General features: G+C 71.0%; 19 protein-coding genes and 1 pseudogene. 3 read left to right on the top strand and 17 right to left on the bottom strand.

Annotated features, from left to right (window positions below; all coding sequences use genetic code 11):
• Positions 1–68: 68 nt before the first annotated feature.
• The 7 genes from E6P78_RS26325 to E6P78_RS26295 form a co-directional block, all read right to left on the bottom strand.
• Positions 69–1,211 (bottom strand): dipeptide ABC transporter ATP-binding protein, encoded by a 1,143-nt coding sequence (locus E6P78_RS26325; RefSeq protein WP_136206135.1) that lies wholly within the window; start codon positions 1,209–1,211, stop codon positions 69–71.
• On the bottom strand, positions 1,204–2,262 hold the full coding sequence (locus E6P78_RS26320; RefSeq protein ID WP_136206134.1) for an ABC transporter ATP-binding protein: 1,059 nt from the start codon (positions 2,260–2,262) through the stop codon (positions 1,204–1,206). The genes E6P78_RS26325 and E6P78_RS26320 overlap by 8 nt, the downstream gene beginning before the upstream one ends.
• 11 nt (positions 2,263–2,273) lie before the next feature.
• Entirely contained in the window at positions 2,274–3,224 is a 951-nt protein-coding gene (locus E6P78_RS26315) for an ABC transporter permease (protein ID WP_136206133.1), read from the bottom strand.
• Positions 3,217–4,149: an ABC transporter permease gene (locus E6P78_RS26310; RefSeq protein WP_136206168.1), complete on the bottom strand. Its 933-nt coding sequence runs from the start codon at positions 4,147–4,149 to the stop codon at positions 3,217–3,219. The genes E6P78_RS26315 and E6P78_RS26310 overlap by 8 nt, the downstream gene beginning before the upstream one ends.
• A gap of 170 nt (positions 4,150–4,319) precedes the next feature.
• Positions 4,320–5,960, bottom strand: a complete 1,641-nt coding sequence (locus tag E6P78_RS26305; protein ID WP_136206132.1) for an ABC transporter substrate-binding protein — start codon at positions 5,958–5,960, stop codon at positions 4,320–4,322.
• Positions 5,961–6,444: 484 nt separating this feature from the next.
• A complete protein-coding gene (gene typA / locus E6P78_RS26300) occupies positions 6,445–8,319 on the bottom strand; it encodes a translational GTPase TypA (protein ID WP_136206131.1) in 1,875 nt (624 codons plus the stop codon).
• A gap of 138 nt (positions 8,320–8,457) precedes the next feature.
• Positions 8,458–8,949: a hypothetical protein gene (locus E6P78_RS26295; protein ID WP_240799384.1), complete on the bottom strand. Its 492-nt coding sequence runs from the start codon at positions 8,947–8,949 to the stop codon at positions 8,458–8,460.
• On the opposite strand from E6P78_RS26295, the gene E6P78_RS26290 reads away from it, so the two are divergent.
• Positions 8,948–9,178, top strand: coding sequence for a hypothetical protein (locus E6P78_RS26290; RefSeq protein ID WP_136206130.1), 231 nt, complete (start codon positions 8,948–8,950; stop codon positions 9,176–9,178). The genes E6P78_RS26295 and E6P78_RS26290 overlap by 2 nt on opposite strands.
• Positions 9,179–9,280: 102 nt before the next feature.
• Here the strand turns inward: E6P78_RS26290 and E6P78_RS26285 are convergent, their stop codons facing one another.
• The 5 genes from E6P78_RS26285 to E6P78_RS26265 form a co-directional block, all read right to left on the bottom strand.
• Positions 9,281–11,668 carry an ABC transporter family substrate-binding protein gene (locus E6P78_RS26285; RefSeq protein ID WP_136206129.1) on the bottom strand — a complete coding sequence of 796 codons (2,388 nt, stop codon included), beginning with the start codon at positions 11,666–11,668 and terminating at the stop codon, positions 9,281–9,283.
• A gap of 229 nt (positions 11,669–11,897) precedes the next feature.
• On the bottom strand, positions 11,898–12,449 hold the full coding sequence (locus E6P78_RS26280; protein WP_136206128.1) for an isochorismatase family protein: 552 nt from the start codon (positions 12,447–12,449) through the stop codon (positions 11,898–11,900).
• A 50-nt stretch (positions 12,450–12,499) separates the two neighbouring features.
• A complete protein-coding gene (locus E6P78_RS26275; RefSeq protein ID WP_136206166.1) occupies positions 12,500–13,906 on the bottom strand; it encodes an MFS transporter in 1,407 nt (468 codons plus the stop codon).
• Positions 13,907–13,917: 11 nt separating this feature from the next.
• Complete coding sequence (locus E6P78_RS26270; RefSeq protein ID WP_136206127.1) at positions 13,918–14,373, bottom strand: MarR family transcriptional regulator; 456 nt, start codon at positions 14,371–14,373, stop codon at positions 13,918–13,920.
• A 70-nt stretch (positions 14,374–14,443) separates the two neighbouring features.
• Entirely contained in the window at positions 14,444–15,436 is a 993-nt protein-coding gene (locus tag E6P78_RS26265) for an acetylxylan esterase (protein ID WP_136206126.1), read from the bottom strand.
• Positions 15,437–15,582: 146 nt separating this feature from the next.
• Between E6P78_RS26265 and E6P78_RS26260 the strand changes: the two genes are divergently transcribed.
• Complete coding sequence (locus E6P78_RS26260) at positions 15,583–17,712, top strand: TPM domain-containing protein (RefSeq protein WP_136206165.1); 2,130 nt, start codon at positions 15,583–15,585, stop codon at positions 17,710–17,712.
• A 150-nt stretch (positions 17,713–17,862) separates the two neighbouring features.
• Positions 17,863–18,576 (top strand): PspA/IM30 family protein, encoded by a 714-nt coding sequence (locus tag E6P78_RS26255; RefSeq protein ID WP_136206125.1) that lies wholly within the window; start codon positions 17,863–17,865, stop codon positions 18,574–18,576.
• A gap of 27 nt (positions 18,577–18,603) precedes the next feature.
• Here E6P78_RS26255 and E6P78_RS26250 read toward each other — a convergent pair whose 3' ends face one another.
• From E6P78_RS26250 to E6P78_RS26230, 5 genes and pseudogenes are all read right to left on the bottom strand, one after another.
• Entirely contained in the window at positions 18,604–21,162 is a 2,559-nt protein-coding gene (locus tag E6P78_RS26250) for a SpoIIE family protein phosphatase (RefSeq protein ID WP_136206164.1), read from the bottom strand.
• Between the two features lie 193 nt (positions 21,163–21,355).
• Positions 21,356–21,784, bottom strand: coding sequence for an ATP-binding protein (locus E6P78_RS26245; RefSeq protein ID WP_136206163.1), 429 nt, complete (start codon positions 21,782–21,784; stop codon positions 21,356–21,358).
• Between the two features lie 420 nt (positions 21,785–22,204).
• Positions 22,205–22,588, bottom strand: a pseudogene (locus E6P78_RS26240) ((deoxy)nucleoside triphosphate pyrophosphohydrolase); the annotation flags it as partial.
• Positions 22,589–22,671: 83 nt separating this feature from the next.
• Positions 22,672–22,854 carry an SPOR domain-containing protein gene (locus tag E6P78_RS26235; RefSeq protein ID WP_136206124.1) on the bottom strand — a complete coding sequence of 61 codons (183 nt, stop codon included), beginning with the start codon at positions 22,852–22,854 and terminating at the stop codon, positions 22,672–22,674.
• Positions 22,855–23,138: 284 nt separating this feature from the next.
• On the bottom strand, positions 23,139–23,891 hold the full coding sequence (locus E6P78_RS26230; protein ID WP_136206123.1) for a GntR family transcriptional regulator: 753 nt from the start codon (positions 23,889–23,891) through the stop codon (positions 23,139–23,141).
• Between the last annotated feature and the right edge of the window lie 135 nt (positions 23,892–24,026).

Genomic DNA, 24,026 nt, shown 5'->3' with positions numbered 1-24,026 from the left:
GACCCCCCGCGCGCCCTTTGCGGGCGCGCGGGGGGTCCGGTGTACCGGGAGAACCGCAGGTGTACGCGTCAGGCCGCGTGCACCACGTTCTTCTCCTCCGCGAAGTGGCAGGCCGACTCGTGGGCGGCCGGGGTCTGCGAGGACTTGAAGCGCTCGGGGATCGCCAGCAGCGGCACCTCGGCGGCGCACTTGTCCTGGGCCTTCCAGCAACGGGTGCGGAAGCGGCAGCCCGACGGCGGGTTGGCCGGGGACGGGACGTCGCCGGAGAGGATGATCCGCTCGCGGCCCTCGCGGGCCTCCGGGTCCGGGACCGGGACCGCCGACAGCAGCGCCTGGGTGTAGGGGTGCGTCGGGTGGTCGTAGATCTGCTCGTCCGTACCGATCTCGGCCATCTTGCCGAGGTACATGACGCCGACCCGGTCCGAGATGTGGCGGACGATGGACAGGTCGTGCGCGATGAAGAGGTAGGAGAGGTTGTACTCGTCCTGGAGCTTCTCCATCAGGTTGATGACCTGCGCCTGCACCGACACGTCGAGCGCGGAGACCGGCTCGTCGCAGATGATGATCTCGGGGTTGAGCGCGAGGCCGCGGGCGATGCCGATGCGCTGGCGCTGGCCGCCGGAGAACTGGTGCGGGTAGCGGTTGATGTACTCCGGGTTGAGGCCCACGACGTCCAGGAGGTCCTGCACCTTGCGCCGCCGGTCGCCCTTGGGGGCCACCTCTGGGTGGATCTCGTACGTCTCGCCGATGATGTCGCCCACCGTCATACGGGGGTTGAGCGAGGTGTACGGGTCCTGGAAGACCATCTGGATGTTGCGGCGCACGGCCTTCAGCGCGCGGCCGGACAGCTTGGTGATGTCCTGGCCCTTGTAGAAGACCTCGCCGGCGGTGGCCTGCTCCAGCGTCATCAGGAGCTTGGCGACGGTGGACTTGCCACAGCCGGACTCGCCCACGATGCCCAGCGTCTCGCCCGCGTACAGGTCGAACGAGATGCCGTCCACGGCCTTGACCGCGCCGACCTGCTTCTTGAACAGGATGCCCTGGGTCAGCGGGAAGTGCTTGACCAGGTTGCGCACCTGGAGGATCGGCTCCCCCTGGGACACGGGCGCGTCGATGGCGGCTACGGCCTCCGCCTCGGTGGCCGCGTCGACGGTCTCCACGTCGGAGACGTTGGGGGTGGCGTCCACGGGCTCCTTGTTGATGTCAGCCATGGATCGTCTCCTTCCAGAAGTGACAGGCGCTGCGCCGGCCGGCCAGCTCGGTGCCGTCCTGCTCGGTCACCGCGTGGAGCGGCGGGATGTCCGTACGGCAGATGTCCTGCGCCATGGTGCAGCGCGGGTTGAAGGCGCAGCCCGTCGGCACGTGCAGCAGGTTGGGCGGCAGGCCCTTGATCGCGAAGAGCTCCTGGCCCTTCTGGTCCAGGCGCGGGATCGAGGCCAGCAGACCCTTGGTGTACGGGTGGGCGGGCGCCTTGTAGATGTCGTGCACCGGGGCGGTCTCGACGATCCGGCCCGCGTACATCACCGCGATCTTGTCGGCGACGTCCGCGACGACCCCGAGGTCGTGGGTGATCAGGATCAGGCCCATGTTGTACTCGCGCTGGAGCTCCGCGAGCAGGTCCATGACCTGGGCCTGGACGGTCACGTCGAGCGCGGTGGTCGGCTCGTCCGCGATGATCAGGTCCGGCTCCAGGGCCAGCGCCATGGCGATCATGATGCGCTGGCGCATACCGCCGGAGAACTGGTGCGGGTAGTCCGAGACGCGAGCCGCGGCGGCAGGGATCTTGACCTGGTCCATCAGGTCGATGGCCTTGGCCTTGGCTTCCTTCTTGGACAGGCCCTGGTGGACCCGGAACATCTCGCCGAGCTGGTAGCCGACGGTGAGGACCGGGTTCAGCGAGGACAGCGCGTCCTGGAAGATCATCGCGATCTTCTGGCCGCGGATCTTCCGGCGCTCCTCGTAGGACATCTTGAGCATGTCCTGGCCGCGGAACAGGATCTCGCCCTGCGGGATCTTCCCCGGCGGCATGTCGAGGATGCCCATGATGGCCTGCGCCGTCACGGACTTGCCGGAGCCGGACTCACCGAGGACGGCGAGGGTCTCACCGGCGTCCACGCTGTAGTTGACACCGTTGACCGCCTTGGCCACACCGTCGCGGGTGTGGAACTCCACGTGCAGGTCACGGACATCGAGCAGGGGCCCGACGTAGTCGTCACCCGAGCGTGCGGACGGGACTTCTGCGGTCTTGTTGATGGTGGCCACGTTCGCCCTCCTTATCGCGACTTCGGATCGAGGGCGTTGCGGACGGCTTCGCCGAGCATGATGAACGCCAGAACGGTGATGCTGAGCATGATCGACGGGTACAGCAGGATGTGCTGCGCGACGCGGATCTGGGCGGAACCACCGGAGATGTCCATGCCCCACGAGATCGTCGGGTCGGCGAGACCCAGACCGAGGTAGGACAGGGTCGCCTCGGCGGAGATGTAGACACCGAGCGAGATGGTGGCAACCACGATCACCGGGGCCATGGCGTTGGGCAGGATGTGCCGGAAGAGAATCCGGTTGGTGCCCGCGCCCAGCGCTCTGGCGGCCTGCACGTAGTCCGACTGCTTGATCACGATCACCGCACCGCGCATGACACGCGCGATCTGGGTCCAGCCGAGGAACGCCAGGGCGAAGACGACCACCCAGACCTTCCGCTCGGTGAACGCCTGGAGGACGACCATGGCGCCCAGCAGGAAGGGGATGCCGAGGAAGACGTTGGTGAAGAAGCCGGAGAGCAGGGCGTCGACCCAGCCGCCGAAGTAGCCGGCGAGCATGCCGATCAGTCCGCCGAAGAGCGTCACCAGGAGCGTGACGCAGACGCCGACAGTGATCGAGGCTCGGGTGCCGTAGATGACACGCGCGTAGACGCTGTGGCCCTGGCCGTCGTAGCCGAGCCAGCCCTCGGAGCCGATCTTGCTCAGCTCCGGCTTGCCCAGGTAGTGGTGCACCAGGTCGGCCGAGGTCGGCGAGGCGTTGGTGAACAGGCCGGGGAAGACCGCCATCACGAGAAGGATGACGATCAGGACCGACGAGACGATGAAGTACCAGTTGGAACGCAGGTCCCGCCAGGCGTCGCCCCACAGGCTGCGGGCCTTCTCCGCCTTCACCGTCGCCGACGGGTCCGCGAGGGGCGCCTTGGCGTCCTCGGGCGCGGGGGCGGTCTTGGTCACGTCAGGCATAACGGATCCTCGGGTCCAGGACCGCGTACAGCAGGTCGACGATGAGGCTCATGAGCAGGTAAACGAGCACCAGGATGGTGACGAGGCCGACGAGGGTCGTGCCTTCGCGCTTCTGGATCGACTCGTAGATCGTGCCACCGATGCCCTTGACGTTGAACAGGCCCTCGGTGACGACCGCGCCGCCCATCAGGGCACCGAGGTCGGTGCCAAGGAAGGTGATGACGGGGATCAGCGAGTTGCGCATCAGGTGCACACCGACGATGCGTCGCTTGGGAAGTCCCTTGGCGATGGCGGTGCGCATGTAGTCGGCGCGCAGGTTCTCGGCCATCGTCGTACGCGTAAGTCTCGCTACATAGGCGAGTGAGAGTGATCCCAGCACGATGGCGGGCGCCAGCAACTCGCTCCACTTGGCGTCAATGGACACGTTCGGATCGATCCAGCCGAGCTGGAAGGCGAACACCGCCTTGATGATGAAGCCGAGGACGAACACCGGGATCGAGATGATCAGCAGGGTGAAGACCAGGATCACGTTGTCGGTGAGCCGGCCGGCCCGCAGACCCGCGATGGTGCCGAGGCCGATGCCGACGACGATCTCGAGGACGAACGCCATGCCGGCCAGCCGGAGGGTGACGGGGAACGCGTCGCCGAGGACGTCCGTGACGGGACGTCCGCTGGCTATCTGATCACCGAAATCGAAATGCAGGACGATGCCTGTCATGTAATTCCAGTACTGCTGCAGGATCGGCAGATCGAGGCCCTTTTCATGGCGAAGTCTCGCCAGTGTGGCCGGATCGACACCCTTGTCCCCGAAGAGCCCGCGCACGGGGTCGCCGGGCAGCGTGTAGACCATCAGGAAGATCAGCAGCGTTGTCCCGAGGAAGACCGGGATCATCTGGAGCAGTCGTCGTGCGACATAGCGCCCCATCATGCCTCCATGTAATAGGCAGGCGGCAGCCGACGGGCCCTCCCCCGCACCGAGTCCCCCTGTGGGTCGTCGGTTGCATGGAAGGGCCCCCCGGCCACTGCCGTGCGGGCAGGCGCGGACCGGGCTTTCAGTGCCGGTCCCGCGCGTGCGCGCGGACTACGTCGGTGTGGTTACTTCTTGACTTCGATCTGCGTCAGGATCGGGTCGCCGTCCTGCGCGTAGTCCACGTTCTGGACCTTCTCCGAGTAACCGGCGTTGACCTTGTAGTACCAGAGCGGGATGGAGGGCATGTAGTTCACCAGCTCCTTCTCGATCTTCTGGTACGCGGCAACGGACTCGTCGAGGGAAGCCGCGGAGTCGGCCTTCTTGATCTCCGCGTCCAGGCCCTTGTTGGAGAAGTCGCCCTGGTTACCGGCGGCGCCGGTCCGGAACAGGTCCGAGATGAAGTTCGCGTTCACCGGGTAGTCGAGCACCCAGCCGGAGCGGTACAGGGACTTGACCTCCTTGGCGTCACGCGCGTTCGTGTCCGCCTGGAAGTCGGCCTTCGAGTCGGTGGTGCACTTGACACCGGTCGACTGCGTGATGCTGTTGCAGACCGCCTCGACCCATTCCTTGTGGCCGCCGTCGGCGTTGAACTGGATCGAGATCTTGTTGCCCGGGACACCGCCACCCTCCTTGATGAGGGCCTTGGCCTTGGCCGGGTCGTACTTGGTGACGTCGCCCGTGGCGTTCGGCTCGTAGCCGAGGACGCCCTTGGCGACCCAGCCGGTGGCCGGCTCGCGGGTGCCCTGCAGCACGGTCTTGGTGATCGTGTCGCGGTCGATGCCCATCGACAGGCCCTGGAGGACCTTCGGGTCGATGTTCTTCCACTGGTCGGTGTAGAAGGCGACGGCGATCGTCTGGATCGCGGAGTACGCCTTGTCCACCGCACGGTCACCGAGGTCGGACCGGTAGACCGGCAGGTCCTTCGGGCCGATCTGGCGCAGCACGTCGACGTTGCCGGACTTCAGGTCCTCGTAGGCGGTCTCGAGGGTGGTGTAGTTCTTGAAGATCACACCACCGTTCTTCGCCTTGTCGGCACCCTTGTAGTCGTCGTTGCGGACGACCTTGATCTGCTTCTTGTGGTCCCAGCTGACGAACTTGTACGCGCCGTTGCCGACCGGCTTCTCGCCGGCGGCCTTCGGGTCGGCGTAGAAGGACTCGGGCAGCGGGGAGAAGACCGTGTAGCCGAGCTTGTACGAGAAGTACGGGAGCGGGGCGTTGAGCTCGATGGTGAACGTGTAGTCGTCCACCTTCTTCAGACCGGACATGCTGTCCGACTTCGGCTTGGCCTTCGCGTCGTCGGGGTGGACGTCCGCGAAGCCCTTGATGTCGCCGAACCAGGACGCGTTGGTCTGGTTGTTCTTGATGTTGGCGGCCCAGTTCCAGGCCTTGATGTAGGACTCGGCCGTGACGGGGGTGCCGTCGTGGAACTTCCAGTCCTTCTTGAGCTTGACCGTCCAGAGCTTGCTGTCCTTGGTCTCGACAGACTCCGCGTTGATCATCTCAAGCTTGCCGGACTGGTCGTAGTCGACCAGCTGCGAGAAGATCGCGTCCGTGACGATGCTGCCGTTCGACTCCATCGTGTTGGCCGGCTGCAGCGGGTTCTGCGGCTCACCGACCTCGACGGAGAAGATGCCGTCGGCGTTGACAGCGCCCTTGGCGCCGCCCTTGCCCTTGTCGGCGTCGTCGTCGCCGCCGCCACAGGCAGTCGCAGCCAGGGCGATGATGGCCGCTCCCGCGACCCACTTGGCGCTCTTGGCACCACGCATGGGTTTCCTCCTCATGAGTCCACTTTTGACTACAAGAAGGGCACTGGGTCGATACACCGACACCCCTGACGGTGATCGTTTCAGTGCCCTTAGTGTGCTCGTGAGTCGGCGCACTCCCCACAGTGCGTGACCCATTGACCCGAGCTCAACGGAGCCAACTATTAAGTACGTCTGGGCCGTAAACCACACTTAAAGGGTCTCGGTTTGACAACATCCGTCACTCATGCGGACCAAAATCCGGACAAAGTGATCCCAGACAGACACCCCCGAAACGGACTGTTAACACATGTTTCGGAGAGCGACACCCGATAATCGGACGCTTTTGTCTCAGATGCTGGACAGAAACCCGTAAAACCGGTTGACCGGGCCCAGCATGATCCAAACAAACGCCCCTAGGGCCCCCACAGTCTCTGTGAGGGCCCTGGCCTTCTGCAATGCCTGGCGCTGACGGATCGTCGGCCGGAAACGGCCTACCGGTGGCGGGTCAGTTGTGCTTGGCGCGGGACGCGGCGCGGCCGCGCTCCTTCTGGTCCAGGACGACCTTGCGGATACGTACGGTCTCCGGGGTCACCTCGATGCACTCGTCGTCGCGGCAGAACTCCAGGGACTGCTCCAGCGACAGCTTGCGGGCCGGCACCACGTTCTCCGTGGTGTCGGCGGAGGCCGCACGCATGTTGGTGAGCTTCTTCTCCTTGGTGATGTTCACGTCCATGTCGTCGGCGCGCGAGTTCTCGCCGATGATCATGCCCTCGTAGACCTCGGTGCCGGCCTCGGTGAAGATGACACCGCGCTCCTGGAGGTTGACCATCGCGAACGGCGTCACCGTGCCCGAACGGTCCGCGACCAGCGAGCCGTTGTGACGGGTGCGCAGCTCGCCGAACCAGGGCTCGTGGCCCTCGAAGATGGAGTGCGCGATGCCCGTGCCGCGGGTCTGGGTCAGGAACTCCGTACGGAAGCCGATGAGGCCGCGGGACGGGACGATCCACTCCATGCGGACCCAGCCCGAACCGTGGTTCGTCATCGTCTCCATGCGGCCCTTGCGGGACGCCATCAGCTGCGTGATGGCGCCGAGGTGCTCCTCGGGCGAGTCGATCGTCATGCGCTCGATCGGCTCGTGCGTCTTGCCGTCGATCTGCTTGGTGACGACCTCCGGCTTGCCGACGGTCAGCTCGAAGCCCTCGCGGCGCATCTGCTCGACCAGGATGGCGAGCGCCAGCTCACCGCGGCCCTGGACCTCCCACGCGTCGGGACGCTCGGTCTCCAGGACGCGCAGCGAGACGTTACCGATCAGCTCGCGGTCGAGACGGTCCTTGATCTGGCGCGCGGTGACCTTGTGGCCCTTGCCGCCCTTGCCGACGAGCGGCGAGGTGTTGGCGCCGATGGTCATCGAGATGGCCGGCTCGTCGACCGTGATCAGCGGGAGCGCGATCGGGTTCTCGGTGTCGGCCAGGGTCTCGCCGATCATGATGTCCGGGATACCGGCGATGGCGCAGATGTCGCCCGGCCCCGCCTTCTCGGCCGGCTTGCGGGTGAGCGCCTCGGTCATCAGCAGCTCGGTGATCCGGACGTTGGACTGCGTACCGTCGCGCTTGATCCAGGTGACCGTCTGGCCCTTGCGCAGCTCGCCCTGCTCGACGCGGCAGAGCGCGATACGGCCGAGGAAGTTGTCGGCGTCGAGGTTGGTGACGTGCGCCTGGAGCGGGGCGTCCTCGTCGTACTCGGGGGCCGGGACCGTGGAGAGGATGGTGCTGAAGAACGGCTCCAGGTTGGTGCTGTCCTGCGGGACCGTGCCGTCCTCCGGCTTGGTCAGCGAGGCGACACCGTCGCGGGCGCAGGCGTAGACGATCGGGAACTCGATCTGGTCCTCGTCGGCGTCCAGGTCCAGGAAGAGGTCGTACGTCTCGTCGATGACCTCGGCGATCCGGGAGTCCGGCCGGTCCGTCTTGTTGATGCAGAGGATGACCGGCAGCTTCGCCGTGAGCGCCTTGCGCAGCACGAACCGGGTCTGCGGCAGCGGGCCCTCGGAGGCGTCGACCAGCAGCACGACCGCGTCCACCATCGACAGGCCGCGCTCGACCTCACCGCCGAAGTCGGCGTGGCCGGGGGTGTCGATGATGTTGATCGTGATGACGTCGCCGCCATCCTTGGGGTGGTACTTCACGGCCGTGTTCTTGGCCAGGATCGTGATGCCCTTCTCACGCTCCAGGTCGTTCGAGTCCATCATGCGTTCGTCGAGCGACTCGGCAGCGTGTGCGGCGAAGGAGCCGGCCTGCTTGAGCATGGCGTCGACCAGAGTGGTCTTGCCGTGGTCGACGTGGGCGACGATGGCTACGTTACGGATGTCGTGGCGCGTGGGCATGGGTGGCTTGCGCTTCTCTCGGTTCGGGGATCAGGCGTCTTAGTCGGTCTTGAGTCCTCGTACGCCCGCCGGGCGGACACGCCACGGCTCCTCCCATGGTACGGGGCAGCCACCACTGCGGCTTGCCGGGCAATGGAACTACCGCCCGCAGGAAAGCCGCCGGGCCTCGTGTGCCGCGGCCGAGGCCTTCTTGGACAGGGGCTCGTCGCAGCTGAGGGTTCCACCGCCCGAGCTGGACCATGTCAGCACGTGTCCGGTGGTCGACTCCCGGTTCATACCGCTTCCGCAGGTGTACCGGAAATCCGTCTCGACCAGGGTGACGCCACTGAAGTTCACCAGCGGCGCATCAATGCCGCCGGCCTCGCCGCCGCCCTCGTCGAGAGGCGCGTACGCCCCCGGCTCGCCCAGCCCCGACCAGTCCTGCGGGTCGTCCCCCTTGTCCGCGAGGCCGAGGTGCACGCCCAGCGCGAAGAGCACGGCGTGCGGGTCCAGCTTCGGGTCGTCGGACTCCAGGGACGCCTGGTCCGTGCGCAGCCGCCGCATCGGCTTGGTCATCCTGACCATCTTGTCGCCCTTGGCAGAGATCCGCTGCACGTCGGTGACGCCGTTCAGTACGGAATGCTTCTGCATGTTGAACCAGGTGTACCTGCCGTCCGTGCAGGCCGGCTCCTCGTGGACCGAGGCCTGCGCCGCGCCTGCCGTCGCGGTCGCCGGCGAACCGGCCGGCGCCGGCTTCGCGCCCGCCTCGGGCCCGTCCGGCGCCGAGGAGCAGCCGCTCGTGGCCGCGAGGAGTCCCGCGACAGCCACGGCGACCGCAGTGGTGAGTACCCGCGTCGACTTCATGTTCCCGCCCCCGTGAACAGCTCTTCCGGGGCATTTCCCCGGTGGTCGCGAACATGGTCCCCCGGGCGGGCCACACGGACGCGGGACTTGAGCAACTTCAGAGGTCGGTACCGACCTGCTACCTCTCGGGGTGGGCCGGGGCGCCCGCCGCCTGCGGGGCCTTGTAGCCGATGTCCTGGTAGTGCGGCACCCCGAAGCCGAAGGCGCCGACGTTCACGAGCTTCTTGTCGACCGCGACGAGCTGGGGGCGCTGGAAGAGGGGAATCGATCCTGCGGCGGCCCAGATCCGGGCGTCCGCCTGCTTCATCAGGTCCCGGGCCGTCTTCTCGTCCAGCTCCGAGACCGCCTGGTCGAAGAGCTGGTCGATGTGGTCCGTGCCGACGCGGGTGTAGTTCTGCTCGACCAGCAGCGAGCCGTCGGTCGCGGGCACCGGCTTGGCGAAGATCGGGCGGTCGTCCGTGGCCGGGTAGGCGGTGGCGGGCCAGGAGTAGAGGGCCATGTCGTAGTCGCCGGATGCGACGTGGTCGCGGAAGTAGCTCTCGTCGGAGACCTTGGTGATCACCGTGCGGATGCCGATCGTGTCGAGCATCTCCGCGATCTTCTCCCCGACGCCGCGCAGGGCGGCGGAGCCGGGCCCGGACGGCAGGACGAAGCGCAGGCTCAGCGGCTTGCCGTCCTTGCCGAGCGGCCCGCGGGCCACGTCCGCGGCCTGGGCCGGGGCCGCGGTGCCGGCCGGGGCGTAGGCGCCGGCGGCGCCGCCGGGCTGCCGGTCCTGGGCCCGGACCACGTCCCGGGCGTCCTCGGAGGTGCCGGTGTCGCCGAGGTGCGCGGCCTGGCGCAGCAGGGCGGCGCTCTGGGCCGCGGCGGCGGGGGCGGCGGCGATGACGTGGACGGCGTCCGCGGCCTCGCCGGGCTTGTTGTCGTCGCCGACGATGTACAGGCCCTCGTCGGCGGAGGGCTCGCCCGCGGCGGCGCGGTCAGCCTTCCCGTCGTCCCCGGCCCCGGCCTTCTTCTCTTCGCCCTTCTTGTCCTCGGCCTTCTTCCCGTCCGCCTTCTTGTCCTCGGCCTTCTTGTCTTCCGCGTCCTTCTTCTGCTTCTCGCCCTCGCTGCCGGCCTTGGTGCCGTCGTTCCTCTTGAGGGCGCCCTCGCGCGTCCAGCCCGCGTCCGCGAGCAGCGCCTGGGCCTGCTCGGTGTCCTGGCCGCCGAGCGCCTGGCTGCCGTCCTTGTACGCGGGTTGCCCGGCGAGGGCGAGGTGGCTGCCGAGCGGCTGTGCGGGCAGGCCGAGCGGCTTGAGTACGGTGTCGGCGAGTTCCTGGCGGTCCAGGGCGCGGGCCACGGCCCGGCGCACCCGGTCGTCGGCGAGCGGCCCGGTCTCGCCGTTCAGCGCGAGCTGGGTGTAGGCGGGCTCCAGCGACTTGCGGACGGCGTAGGCGCGCAGCCCGCTCTGCTCGGTGGCGTACGCCTCGGCGGCCTCGGCCTTGTCGTCCCTGGCCTCCTGCTCCTTCTCGGCCGCTTCCTCGTCGGAGCCGTGCGCGATCGCCCAGGAGCGCAGCGCCGCGGCCGGGGTCAGCTCGGCGCCGGGGCCGGCGGCGGGCTGTGCGCCGCCGGCGCCCTCGCGGGCCGCCTGGACGATGCGGTGGGCGGCGGACGCGTCGATGTCGGCGACGTCGACCTTGCCCTCGGTCAGCGCGTCGGTGCGGTCCTCGGGCTTGACCGCCTTGAAGACGAGCGAGTCGAGCTTGGCGGGGCTGCCCCACCAGCGCGGGTTGCGGGTCAGCGTGACGGACCCGGTCTTCTTGTCCACCTCGCGCAGCCGGAACGGCCCGGCGGTCTCCTTGATCGTGGCCCGCGCCCCGTCGTTGAAGGCGTCCGGGGAACCGGTCACCTGCTTCGGGTACAGCGGGGAGAACAGTGAGCGCCAGTCCGCGTACGGCTTGGCGAAGGTGACCTTGACCTCCAGGTCGTCGGAGCCGCGCTCGATCTTCTCGATGCGCTCGTATCCGGCGTTGCGGGCGGTCCAGAACGCGGAGTCCTTGCCGCTCAGGGCGCGCCACTGGGCGACGAAGTCCGGTGCCCCGATCTCGCGGCCGTCGCTCCAGACCGCCTGCTGGTTGATCCGGTAGACGACGACCTGCCGGGGTTCGTGCTCGACGACCTTCGCGGATTCCAGGTAGTCCGGGTTCAGCTGCGGCATGCCCTTGGCGTCGAGCGGGAAGAGGGTCGGCAGCAGGGCTCCGGTGATCCGGGTGGTGGCGCTGTCGGCGTCCGCCTGGAAGGCGTTGAGGGTGGCGGGCATCGCGTCGATCGCCCAGGTGACCTTGCCGCCCTCGGCGACCCGGGAGCGGGCGGCGGGAGCCACGTCCTGCGGGACGACGACGGAGGCGGCCGTCTCCTCCCCGCCCGAGCTGCACCCGGCCAGCACGGGGATCGTGAGCACGCCCGTGGTGAGGAGCGCGAGCGAGCGGCGCTTTCGGGCCGTCCCGCGCGGGACGCCGACGTGGGACATGGCTGATACCTCCGGGGACGGCCCGGCCCACCCCGCACCTGAAGGGGCCGGATTGTGCGTATTTGGTTGCATTTGCAGCTGATCACACTGATTCCGTCCCTCCACTGAAGGCGCCCCCGCGCGAGAAGGTGGCGCCGACACGGCGCAGCCGTCCGAAAACTCACCCGTGCGGCGGAGCGCCGTGGCCGGCCGGCCACGGCGCTCCGCCGCACGGGTGAGGACCCGGTACTCAGCCCAGCAGCTTGACGATCTCCTCCGTGGTGGCGGTCTCGCCGAGGCGCGGGAAAATCCGCTCGACGCTGTTGTCGTGGGCCTCGGCGCTCATGTCGGTCATGGCGTCCGTGGCGAGGGTGACGTGGTAGCCGTGCTCGTGCGCCGAGCGGGCGGTGGACTCGACGCCGATGCTGGTGGCGATCCCGGCCACCACGACCTGGGTGACGCCCCGGCGGCGCAGCTGGAGGTCGAGGTCGGTGCCGTAGAAGGCGCCCCACTGCTGCTTGGTGACGACGATGTCGCCCTCGCGCGGGCCCAGCTCCGCGACGATCTCCGCCCAGTCGGCGGCCGGCTTGCCGGAGCGGGCGGGGCCCTCGGTGCGGCCGGGGGCGCCGCCGGTGACGCGGACCAGGACGACCGGGAGGTCCTTGGCCCGGAAGGCGTCGGCGAGGGTCGCGGCGTGTGCGATGACGTCGGCGGTGGGGTGGGCGCCGGGCAGGCCGGTGATGCCCTTCTGGAGGTCGACGACGATCAGCGCGGTCTTCGGGTCGAGAACGGTGGCGGTCATGGTGGTGCTCCTCGGGGGTGGTGGGGTGCGCCGGACGGGCCGGCGCGGGATCAGGTACGGCCGCGCAGGGCGCGGTCGGTGAGGGTGAGGACGATGAGCAGGACGCCCAGTACGGCGGCGACGGCGGCCATCAGGTGCAGGCCCCGGTCTCCGGCCGACTGCCCGTAGGCGAGGGCGATGAGGCTGGAGGCGGTGATGGCCCCTATGTACTGGGCGGTGCGCTGGAGGCCGGCCGCGGAGCCGACGGATTCGGGCGGTGCGTAGGTCTGGACGGCCGCCTGGTTGCTCGTACCGATCAGCCCCTGCGGGATGCCGAAGCAGGCCCCGGCCAGCAGCAGCACGGCGACCGGTGAGTCGCCGGACAGCAGGAACAGCAGCCCGGCTCCGGCGGTGAGCAGGACGCAGGCCAGCACGAGCGGGCCGCGTATGCCCTTCGTACGGGCGCCCAGCAGCGAGCAGACCAGCGCGGCGAGGGACATCGGCAGCATCAGCAGCCCGGTGTGCCCGGACGAGTAGCCACGGGCCTCCTCCAGCCACTGGGTGTATCCGTACATCACGCAGTAGATCAGCAGGTAGCTGATTCCGTGCCGCAGGTACGTACGCGAGAGCGCGGCGTTTCCCGCCAGCATCCGCAGGTCGATGAAGGGGGCGGGGGCGCGCAGCTGCCACCACACGAGTACCCCGCTCAGCGCGGCGAACGGCGCGAGCAGCCACCACAGCGGGTGGGCGAGGTCGAGCAGGAAGAAGGCCAGCACGGTCAGCGCGGTGGCGAAAAGGCCGATGCCCAGGGGGTCGAGGCCCAGCCGGGGTGCGCGGGCTCCGGCGGTGGGCTCGCGCGGCGGGTCGGCGGGAATCCAGAGCAGGGCCGCGCCGAGGGCGATCAAAGCGACGGGCACGTTGACGGCGAAGATCCCGCGCCAGCCGGCCGTCATGACCAGCAGCCCGCCGAGCGTGGGCCCGACCGCCGCGCTGCCGAGCGCCGCGAAGGAGAGCCGGGCCAGCACGGGGCGCGGGGTGACCCGCCCGACCCGGGCCGCTTCGTCGCGCAGCACCGCCATCGCGGCCGGGTAGGCGGCCGACGTACCGATGCCGAGCAGCAGCCGCGACACGATCAGCTGGCCGAAGCCCTGCGCGAACGTGCCGACCAGTCCGGAGGCGATGACGACGACCAGGCCGGCCAGGAACACCCGGCGCGGCCCGAGGACGTCGGCGAGCCGGCCCAGGACGGGCTGGGCGACGGCACTGGCGAGGTAGAGGACGGAAATCAGCCAGGCGGTGTCGGCCGCGCCGATGGAGAAGTGGTGCCCGATCGCCACCAGGGCGGTGGAGATCATGGTCGTGTTCAGCGGGTTGAGGAGCGAGCCGAGCAGCAGCGGGGCGGTGAGCCGGGCACTGAACCCGGCGTCGGGCGCCGTCCGCTGCGGGCGGCGCGCCGCGCGTATCGCCCCGGGCAGCACGTCGCGACCGGTCACGAACCGACCAGGCGCTCGATCAGGGCAACGGCCTCCGCGACCGCGCGCCGCTCGTGGCCGTCGAGCTCGGCGGCGACGGCCTCGGCCAGCCAGTTCCGCTTGGCGGCCCTGACCCTGGCGAGCACGGTGCGCCCGGCGTCCGTGATCGACATGACCGATTTACGCCCGTCGGCCGGGTGCGGCGCCCGCTCCACGAGCCCCTGCCCCTCCAGCGCGCCCAGGGTCAGCCGCATGGACTGGGGGCGTACGAACTCGGCGCGGGCCAGGTCCGCCGTGGTCGCGGCGCCGCCGTCGTCCAGCCGGGCCAGCACCGAGCGCTGGGTCGGCGTCAGCAGGGACTCCGAGGACGAGGAACGCAGCCGCCGCAGCAGCCGGCCGACCACCGAGGCCAGCTGGTTCGCCACCTCTTCGGCGGAGGGATCGGCGGGCTGCCCCTCGAATGCTTGCGTCATACATTCACCGTACGAGAATGACAGGCCACCTTGCAAGGTGGCCTGTCATTCCACGCGCCGCGCCACCGCGTTACCGCTCCAGCCACTTCCCGAAGAACTCCCGTCGCGCCTTCCCCAGCTCGGCGATGTCCTGTTCCATCCCCTCGTACAGGAAGTGTCCGGCCGGCACCACCAGCAGCTCCCGCTCCCCGGCGAGCGCGTTGTGCACCGCGAACTGCCCCGGCGGCGGCACGGCCGGGTCGAACAGGGCCGCCGCCACCAGCGCCGGCCGCTCCAGGAACGCGGCGGCCGTCGCCGCGTCGAAGTACCGCAGCACCTCCGTCACCTCGGGGTGCTCGCCGTGGTGCCCGCGCACCGACTCCCCGCTCCCCACGCACGGCAGCGTGAGCCGCAGCGGGTGGTTCCCGAACGTGGGCACCGTCAGCTGCACCGCCGCGAACCGCTCGTCCCACGGCAGGGCCAGCGCCCCGAGCCCGCCGCCGAAGCTCTCTCCCAGATATCCCAGCCTGCCCGTACCGGCCAGCTCCGGGACCAGCTCCTGGAGCGCGGAGGCCGCACACCACAGGTCCGCCACGCAGTCGCCGATGACATACGTGTCGCGCGACGCGATGCCGTGCAGCACGTGGCCGTCGGCCTGGTCGGGGATGCCCGCCACCCTGCCCCGCTCCCCCATGCCCCGTACGCAGGGCAGGATCGCCGCCGACGCGGGCAGGGGCAGCGGCACATCCGGCCCCGGCTCGGCCCGGCCGCCGTAGCCGTGGCCGATGACGAAGCCGTGGCGCGCCGGCTCCCCCGGGTCCGTGTCCGCAGGCAGGGCCAGCCAGCCGCCCAGGCGCACCCCGCCCACCGACGTGTAGCTCACCCGGTGGATGCGCACCCCGTCGCGCTCCTCCTCCAGCGGGCCCAGCTCCGGATCGGTGGCGACCGCGCGGGCCGCCGCGTACCGCTCCAGCCAGAAATCGGCGAAGTCGTCCGGAGCGGGCGGCGCGGGGATCGTTCTCAGGCGGTCGAGGGTGTGCCCGTAGGCGGGATCGAAGGGGTAGTCGTGCGCAAAGGAAGTCATGAGCGCGACAGTATGGAGTCGGCGCGGCGGAGCCGAGCCGTTTTTCGTGCCGGGGCGGGCCTCCGGAAGCCGGTCGCCGGCGCGGGCCCCCGGTCGGGTCGCGGGCCCACGGAGGTGGACATAGCCTCACAAACGTGACGCCGCCTGTGAGCCGTACCCGGATTCTCATACCGGGCCGGGCGCTGCTCGCCGTGCTGTTGACGGTGTGCTGGCTGGCCCTGGCCCCCGCGCCGCCCGCACGCGCCGACGGACCGATCACACTGTCCCGCGACGGGCAGATCACCGACAGGGTGGGCGCGCTCGGCGACCGCAGGTCCCAGGTGGTCACGGCGCTCGACCGGCTCTACGACAAGCGCCGCGTCCAGCTCTTCGTGGCGTACGTCCGCGACTTCTCCGGGCGCTCCCCGCAGGATTGGGCCGACGATACGGCCGACCGCAACGGGCTCGGCCGCGACGACGTCCTGCTGGCCGTCGCCACCCATGACCGCCAGTACGCCTACTCCGTCGACCAGGACTCCCGCCTCACCGACGCGCAGCTCCAGGACGTGGCGAACACCGCCGTCGAACCGGCGCTCAGGCAGCACGACTGGGCGGGCGCCGCGATCGGGGCCGCCGACGGATACACGGCCGTCCTGGCCGGCGAGGCCGTGCCCACCCCGGCGATCACCCCGGGCGCCGACGACCCCGGAGCGCGCTCCGGCGGGACCGGCACCGGCGACCTCCTGCTGCCGATCGTCCTCGTCGGCGCCGTCGCGGTTCTCGCCGCGTACGCCTTCCTCCGGCGCAGGCGGCGCGCCACCACCCGTACGACGCCCGGCGCCACGGGCTGGGGGCCGGCCGGGCCGGGCCGGGCCGGGGCGGGGCCGCCGCCCACCCCGCTGCCCGAACTCGACGCCCGAGCCAAGGAGACGCTCGTCGCCACCGACGACGCGGTGCACACGAGCGAGGAGGAACTCGGGTTCGCCACCGCCCAGTTCGGGGAAGAGGCCGCCGCGCCGTTCACCGAGGCGGTGGCCTACGCCAAGGGCGAGCTGACGGCCGCGTTCCGGCTGCGCCAGCAGCTCGACGACGCCTTCCCGGAGGACGACGCGACCCGTCGGCGGATGCTGGACGAGATCATCAGCCGCTGCGCGGACGCCGACGGCCGCCTCGACGCGGTCTCCGAGGACTTCGACCGGCTGCGCGAGCTGGAGCGGGACGCCCCGCAGGCCCTGGCCACCGCCGAGACCGCGTTCCGCGAGCTGACCGGCCGGGCCTCGGCGGCCCAGGCGGCGCTCGCCGCGATGCGCGAGCGGTACGCGGAAGGGGCCTCGGCCCCCGTCGCCGGCGACGTCGAACAGGCCAAGGACCGGCTGGTCTTCGCCACCTCCTCGCTCAACCGGGCCCGGCAGGCGGTGGACGGCGGCGACCACGCGGCCGCGGCCGTCTACGTACGGGCCACCGAGGGCGCGATCGGCCAGGCCGGCACCCTCGTGGACGGCGTCGAGCGGCGCACGCGGGAACTGGACGAGGCGGCGGACAGGCTGCCCGCCGCGCTGACCGAGATGGAGACGGACCTCGCGGACGCGGGCGGCCTGCTCGAAGGCACGGCGCCGGGGGTGTCCACCGCGGACCTGAGGGGCCGGATCGCCCGCGCGCGGTCGGTGGCCGGCGATGTGCGCGGGGAACAGGACGCCGGCCGGTACGACCCGATCGACGCGCTGCGCCGGGTCGAGGAGGCGGACGCGGCGCTGGACGAGGCGCTGGCCGGTGCGCGCGAACGGGAGCAGGGCGATGTGCGGGCCCGCTCGCTGCTCGACCAGGCGATGCTCACCGCGCGCTCGGCGGTCGGCGCCGCCGCCGACTTCGTCGCCACGAACCGGGGCGCGGTCGGCAGCCAGGCCAGGACCCGGCTCGCGGAGGCGCAGCGCCGGCTTGAGCGGGCCCGCGAACTGGCGGGCACCGACGACCCGCAGGCCGCGCTGGCCGAGGCGCACCGGGCGGACGCGCTGGCCGGCGAGGCGCGCAGCCTCGCCGAGCAGGACGTACGCGGGTACGGGGGCCGCGGCGGTCCCGGCGGCATGGCGGGCGGGGGCGGCGGGGGCATGGGCGGCGCGGTCCTCGGCGGAATCCTCCTCGGCGGGCTCCTGGGCGGAGGCGGCGGCCGGGGCGGCGGCTTCGGCGGGGGCGGTTTCGGAGGCGGCGGCTTCGGGGGCGGGTTCGGCGGGGGCGGCGGGCCGGGGAGCTTCGGCGGCGGGGGCACCCGCGGCCGGCGCGGCGGAGGCGGCCGCTTCTGAACGACCCCGGCCCCACGCGTACGACCCCGGCCCCACGCGTACGCCCCCGGCCCCACGCGTACGCCCGCCCCCTCACCCTTCACCGCACTCCCACCCCCTCACTCCCACGCCCGCACTGAGCAGCAGGACCGGACACACAGGAGAGGTGCCATGAGCAAGCAGACCGTTCTCGGCCGCGTCACCCAGCTGGCGAAGGCCAACATCAACGCCCTGCTCGACCAGGCCGAGGACCCGCAGAAGATGCTGGACCAGCTGATCCGCGACTACACGTCCAACATCGCGGAGGCCGAGCAGGCGGTGGCCGCCACCATCGGCAACCTGCGCCTGATGGAGCAGGACCACGTCGAGGACGTCGAGGCGGCGAAGGAGTGGGGCGGCAAGGCGCTCGCCGCCAGCCGCAAGGCCGACGAGCTGCGGGCGGGCGGATCGGGCCCCGAGGCCGACAAGTTCGACAACCTGGCGAAGGTCGCGCTCGGCCGCCAGCTCCAGGCGGAGAAGGAGGCGAGGACCGCCGAGCCGACCATCGCCGCGCAGACCGAGGTGGTCGACAAGCTCAAGGCGGGCCTGGACCAGATGAAGGCGAAGCTGGCGGAGCTGAAGGCCAAGCGGGACGAGCTGGTGGCGCGCGCCAAGTCCGCCCAGGCGCAGAACCGGATGATGGACTCCGCCAAGAACATCGACGTCCTCGACCCGACGAGCGAGCTCAGCCGGTTCGAGGACAAGGTGCGGCGCGAGGAGGCTAAGGCGCTCGGCAAGCAGGAGCTGGCCGCCTCCTCGCTGGACGCCCAGTTCGAGCAGCTGGACGCGCTCGGTGACAGCGCCGAGGTGGAGGCGCGCCTCGCCGCGCTGAAGACCACGAAGTGAAGCGCGCCCGGGGCGCCGGGGGCGGTCTCAGAACATGCTGAGCAGTTCCTCCACCGAGCGCTCGGCGGCCGGCCGGCCGTCCGGCAGCGGGAGCTCGAACCAGACGGTCTTGCCGCGCGGGGTCCGCCTGGCCCCCCAGGCCGCGCTGAGGAGGCCGACCAGCTGGAGGCCGCGCCCGCCCTCGTCCGTGTCGCGGGCACGCCGGCGCCTGGGCTGGACGAGACCGGCGTCCCACACCTCGCAGACCAGGGTGCGGTCGCGCAGCAGCCGGAGCCGGATCTCCCCCTCGCCGTACCGCAGGGCGTTGGTGACCAGCTCGCTGACCAGGAGTTCGGTGGTGTCCACCAGCTCCTCCAGGCCCCAGGCGGTCAGCTGGTCGCGGGCCAGTTCGCGGGCGCGGCCGACCGAGCGGAGCTCGCGGGGCAGCCGCCAGTCGCCGACGGCCTCGGTGGGCAGGCCCTGGATGCGGGCCATCAGCAGCGCGATGTCGTCCTCGCCGTGCCGGGTGTCGAGCGAGGTCAGTACGCGGTCGCAGACGTCTTCGAGCGGGCGGGCCGGTTCGACCAGGGCGTCGCGGAGCGCGGCAAGGCCCTCGTCCAGCGGGTGGTCGCGCGACTCGACGAGACCGTCGGTGTAAAGAGCCAGCAGTGCGCCCTCCTTGAGCTCGACCTCGACCTCCTCGAAGGGTTCACCGCCGACGCCGAGCGGCATCCCGGGCGGTACGTCGAGGAGCAGCGCGGCCTCGCCCGGCTCGACCACCACGGGCGGCAGGTGGCCGGCGTTGGCGAAGGTGCAGCGCCGGGTGACCGGGTCGTAGACGGCGTAGACGCAGGTCGCGAGGTACACCTCGGAGAGGTCGGCCTCGCGGGACTTGTGCGCGGCCCGCGCGGGCCACTGGGCTCCCCCGCCGCCGGACGAGGAGGCCGCGCCGGGGGTGCCGAGCCCCCGGGCGACCTCGTCCAGTGCGGACAGCACCTCGGCGGGCTCCAGGTCGAGCAGGGCCAGGGTGCGGACGGCGGTGCGCAGTTCGCCCATGGCCACGGCGGCGCGCAGCCCGCGGCCCATCACGTCACCGACGACGAGGGCGGTGCGGTGCCCGGGCAGCTCGATCACGTCGAACCAGTCGCCGCCCACCTCGGTGGCGGTGTTGCCCGGCAGATAGCGGCAGGCGATGTCGAGCCCGGCGGCCTCGGGGTCGCCCGGGGGGAGCAGGCTGCGCTGGAGGATCAGGGCGCGTTCGTGCTCGCGGCGGTAGAGGCGGGCGTTGTCGATGCAGACGGCGGCGCGGGCGGCCAGCTCGGTGGCCAGGGCCCGGTCCCGGTCGTCGAACGGCTCGCTGCCCTTCGTACGGGAGAACCGAACCAGGCCGACCACGGTGTCGTGGGCGACCATCGGCACGGCGAGCGTGGACTGCACGAAGCCCCGGTCGTCGCCCGGCACGTCCGCCACCCGGCCGGTGCGCAGGGCGACGGCGCAGGGCGAGCCGGAGGGGTAGCGGTGCACGGCGCCGAGCGCGGGGGGCCCGGCGGCGGCGCCCGGCGGGCCGGAGTCGGACGCGGCGGGGGCGGGCAGGGCGTCCGACACGGCACTGGCGAAGGCGACGCGGCGCAGTTCGGCGGAACCGCCGATCGCTTCCCCCGCCAGCGGGCTCCAGCTGCCGGGCGCCGCCTCGTCGCCGGTGAGGAGTGCCTGGTAGAGGTCGACCGACGCGAGGTCGCAGAAGACGGGGACGGCGACGTCGAGGAGTTCGCGGGCGGTGGTCTCCAGGTCCAGGGAGTTGCCGATGCGGGCGCTCGCCTCGTTGAGCAGGGCGAGGTTGCGGCGGGCGCTGGCGGCTTCTCGGGCGGCCGTGTGACGCCGGGTCACGTCGGTGGCGAGGCCGGCGATGCCGGTGGGGCGGCCCGATCCGCTGTGCACCCGGTAGAGGTTCATCGACCAGTGGCGGCGCTCGGTGTCGCCCGGGGCCATGCCGACGAGCTGGAGGTCGGTGACGGAGTTGCCCGTCTCCAGGACCCGTTCGAGGGTGGCCGTCAGCCGATCCGCCTCCGCGCCGGCGAGGTAGTCGCCGACGGTGCGCCCGCGGTGGTCGTCGGGCCGGCCGCCGAAGACGGTGGCGAACCGCTCGTTGGCCCGTACGACGGTGAGGTCGGTGCCGAAGAGGACGAAACCGAAAGGAGATTGGCCGAAAATCGCCTGCGAGGCGGCGAGATCCGTCTCGATCCGGCGCAGCGCGCGGACGTCCACGACGATGCAGACGGCCGCCCGCTCGCCCGTGGCCGTCTCACTGGGCATCACATAGATCTCGGCGAGCCCGTGCACACCGTCCTCGCCGGGCATCCGGAAGGGGACGAGGCCCGTCCACTCCTTGCCGTCGAGCACCTCGCCGATCCGGCGGCGGCCCTCCCGGCGCATCTCGCCGGGCAGGAACGCCTCGACCGGGTCCTTGCCCACCGCCTGGTGCGCGGCAACGCCGAAGAGACCGGCGGCCCGGCGGCTCCACTGCTCGATCAGGCCGTCGGGCCCGATCGAGAAGGAGGCGACTCTGATGTAGTCGTAGATCGAGCCGGGCGGACTGCTCTGCCACACGACGTCGCCCGCTGTCCCAGGTATTTCGCTCACGCGACCGTCCCCTCCAGCTCACACACCGGACCGGTCATGCCCGCAGTATTCAGCACTACGGCCCCGTCCGGCACGGCGTTCACGATCACAGCACGGTCTCAGTCCCTTTCAGCCAGGTTCTGCCCGACCTCCGGTGATCGCTGTGCGTCCCACCTCACTCCTAACCAGGCAGGGCCAGCTCGAACCACACCGTCTTGCCGCTCTTTCCCCGCCTGGTCCCCCAGCGCCGGGCCGCGCAGGCCACGAGCTGGAGTCCTCTGCCGCTCTCGTCCTCGGGCCCCGGCGCACGTGCGGTGGGCGGTTCCGGAAGCGGATCGGAGACTTCCACCAGGAGTCCGGGGTGGGCGCCGGAGCGGTCCCCGTCGGGGCACGGGCGCATGAGGCGCACCCCGATGGGACCGTCCGTGTAACGCATGGAGTTGGTCACCAGCTCGCTGACCAGCAGAACCGCCTCGTCGCCGACGGCGGCGTCGAGCCCCCAGCAGCGCAGCGTGTCCTGAACGGCGTGCCGGGCGGTGCGCACGGCGCCGGGGACAGCCGGAAAGCTCCACTCGGCGCGGTCGCCTTCGGTATCGGTCACACCGATCACTCCCAGGGCCGGCAACGGTGACGCCCTGCATGCGGGGGCTAAACAGCACATACCCGATAATCAGGCTGAAATACCGCCGCCCTCGACACGCGGGGCGTACGGGTGTACGGCGGTGCGCACGTACGGGTGCCCGGGAGGCGGGGGCGCACAGACGCGGCGCCACGCACCGCACCTCGGTCGCTCCGCCCAGGGGCATGCGCCGCACGCCGCGCCCCCGTGCTCCGCGCGGGGCACAGCGCGGGGCGGCGCCGGGCTCAGCTCGGGCCACCCCCGTGCTGAGCGCCGGGCCCAGCTCGGGGCTGCCCCCGGGCTCAGCGCGGGGCGGCTCCGTGCTTGGCGCGGGGCGGCTCCGTGCTTGGCGCGGGGCGGCTCCGTGCTTGGCGCGGGGCGGCTCCGGGCTTGGCGCGGGGCGGCGCCGGGCAGTCGGCGTACGGCCTCCGCGACGGCGGGCCGGTCCTGCTCCAGCCAGTCGACCGTGTCGCTCTCGCCGGGCCCGAGCCAGCGCAGCTCATCGTGGTCCTCCAGGGGCGCGGGCACGCCGGACACCAGCCGGGCGGTCCACACGCGCAGGACGTAGCCGCGCGCCAGGGGCCATTCGCCGGGGATGCGCTCCAGAGGCTCCGTCTCCACGCCCAGCTCCTCGCGGAGTTCGCGCACGAGGGCCTGTTCGCCGCTCTCCCCCGGTTCGACCTTGCCGCCGGGCAGCTCCCAGCGGCCGGCCAGCTCCGGCGGCGCGCTGCGGCGCGCGGCCAGCAGCCGCCCCCGGTCGTAGACGGCCCCGGCCACCACCACGCGATCAGTCATGACGGGGAGCGTAACGCCCCACCCCGGGGCCCCTGAAAAAGCCCACGGGGGGTCAAACCCTCACCGGGCAACGCACCGGCGCACTAGGGTCGCGCGGCCTGCCCTATCCGTTCCACCCAGTAGAGCTGTTCGTGGCCGCGGTCCTGCAACTTGTCGGCCGTCCGCTGGGCCTCGTCCTGCGTGGCATACCTGCCCACGCGGTAGCGGTTGCCGTTGTCGTCCTGCCGTATCACCAGCCATGGGAGCACGGCACCGCTGTCACTCATCGTGTTTCTCCCGAGCATCGCGCCCCTCCCCTGAACGACGTGCACGCTTCTAAGGAACCCCAGGAAACCGCAGTACGCATATGCCCGAGCGTACGCCTGACCTTCACTCACCGCATACGACTTTGCACAAAGAGGCACCGATCCAGCCAGGAACGGATCAACGCCCTGGGGGCGCATCCGGCCGGATGCGCCCCCAGGGCGTCGCAGAAGTCCCGCCGCCCCCTACGGCACCGCAAGCAAGAGCGGGACATGACAATCGGGCGCAGGCGTCCGCCCGGACGCGGTCACCTCACGGGCAGCCGGTAGCCGACCCGGTAACGGTCGGCGGGCACCACCACGTCGGCGGTCTCGACGGGCCGGCCCGAGGCGTAGAAGGTCCGCTCGATCGCCATCACCACATGGCCCGGCACACCGCCCAGCGCCAGGAGCTCCTCCGCCAGCCCCGGGCGCGCTCCGACCTGCTCGGCCACGTTGTCCACGACGACGTCGATGGCGGCCATCCGCTCGACCACCCCGCAGCCGCCCAACGGGCCCTCCTCCGGCAGCATCACGGGCGTGCGCCCCGTGATCGCGAGGGGTTCCCAGGAGGTGGAGAGCATCATCGGCTCGCCCGCCTCCCGGAACACGTAGCGCGTACGCATCACCCGGCCGCCCGGTTCGATCCCGAGCCGCTCGGCGATCTCGGGGCTCGCGTCCTCCTGTTCACTCCTCGACTCCCAGGTCCCGCGCGCGCCCTCGGCCGACTGCTCCTGCCGGAACGGGCCCGCGCCCGCCTCGGGCCGGAAGCCGGAGCGCTCGATCATGCGCGGGACCGGGCGCTCGCGCACATACGTACCGGAGCCGGACCGGCCCTCGACCAGTCCCTCGGCCATCAGGACCTTGCGCGCCTCCAGCGCGACGGTGTCCGAGACCCCGTACTCCTCGCGGATGCGCGCCTGCGACGGCAGGCGCGTATGCGGCGGCAGCGAACCGTTGACGATCTTCTCCCTCAGATCGCTCGCCACACGCAGATAGGCGGGCCGCTCACCGAAAGCCACAGGCCACTCCCCAAGAGGTTGACAGACTGCGACAGCGTCGCAACCGTGGGTTCCGGACCGCAAGCGCAGGCCACAGTTTCACTCGAAGTGATGATGTTGGGCGGGCCTGCGCATATCCCGCCGCAAGCCCCTGAG

Source organism: Streptomyces sp. A0958 (assembly GCF_004795035.1).
Taxonomy (GTDB): domain Bacteria; phylum Actinomycetota; class Actinomycetes; order Streptomycetales; family Streptomycetaceae; genus Streptomyces.
Note: the sequence above shows the minus strand (reverse complement) of the source record. Positions and strands in the feature narration are given on the sequence as shown.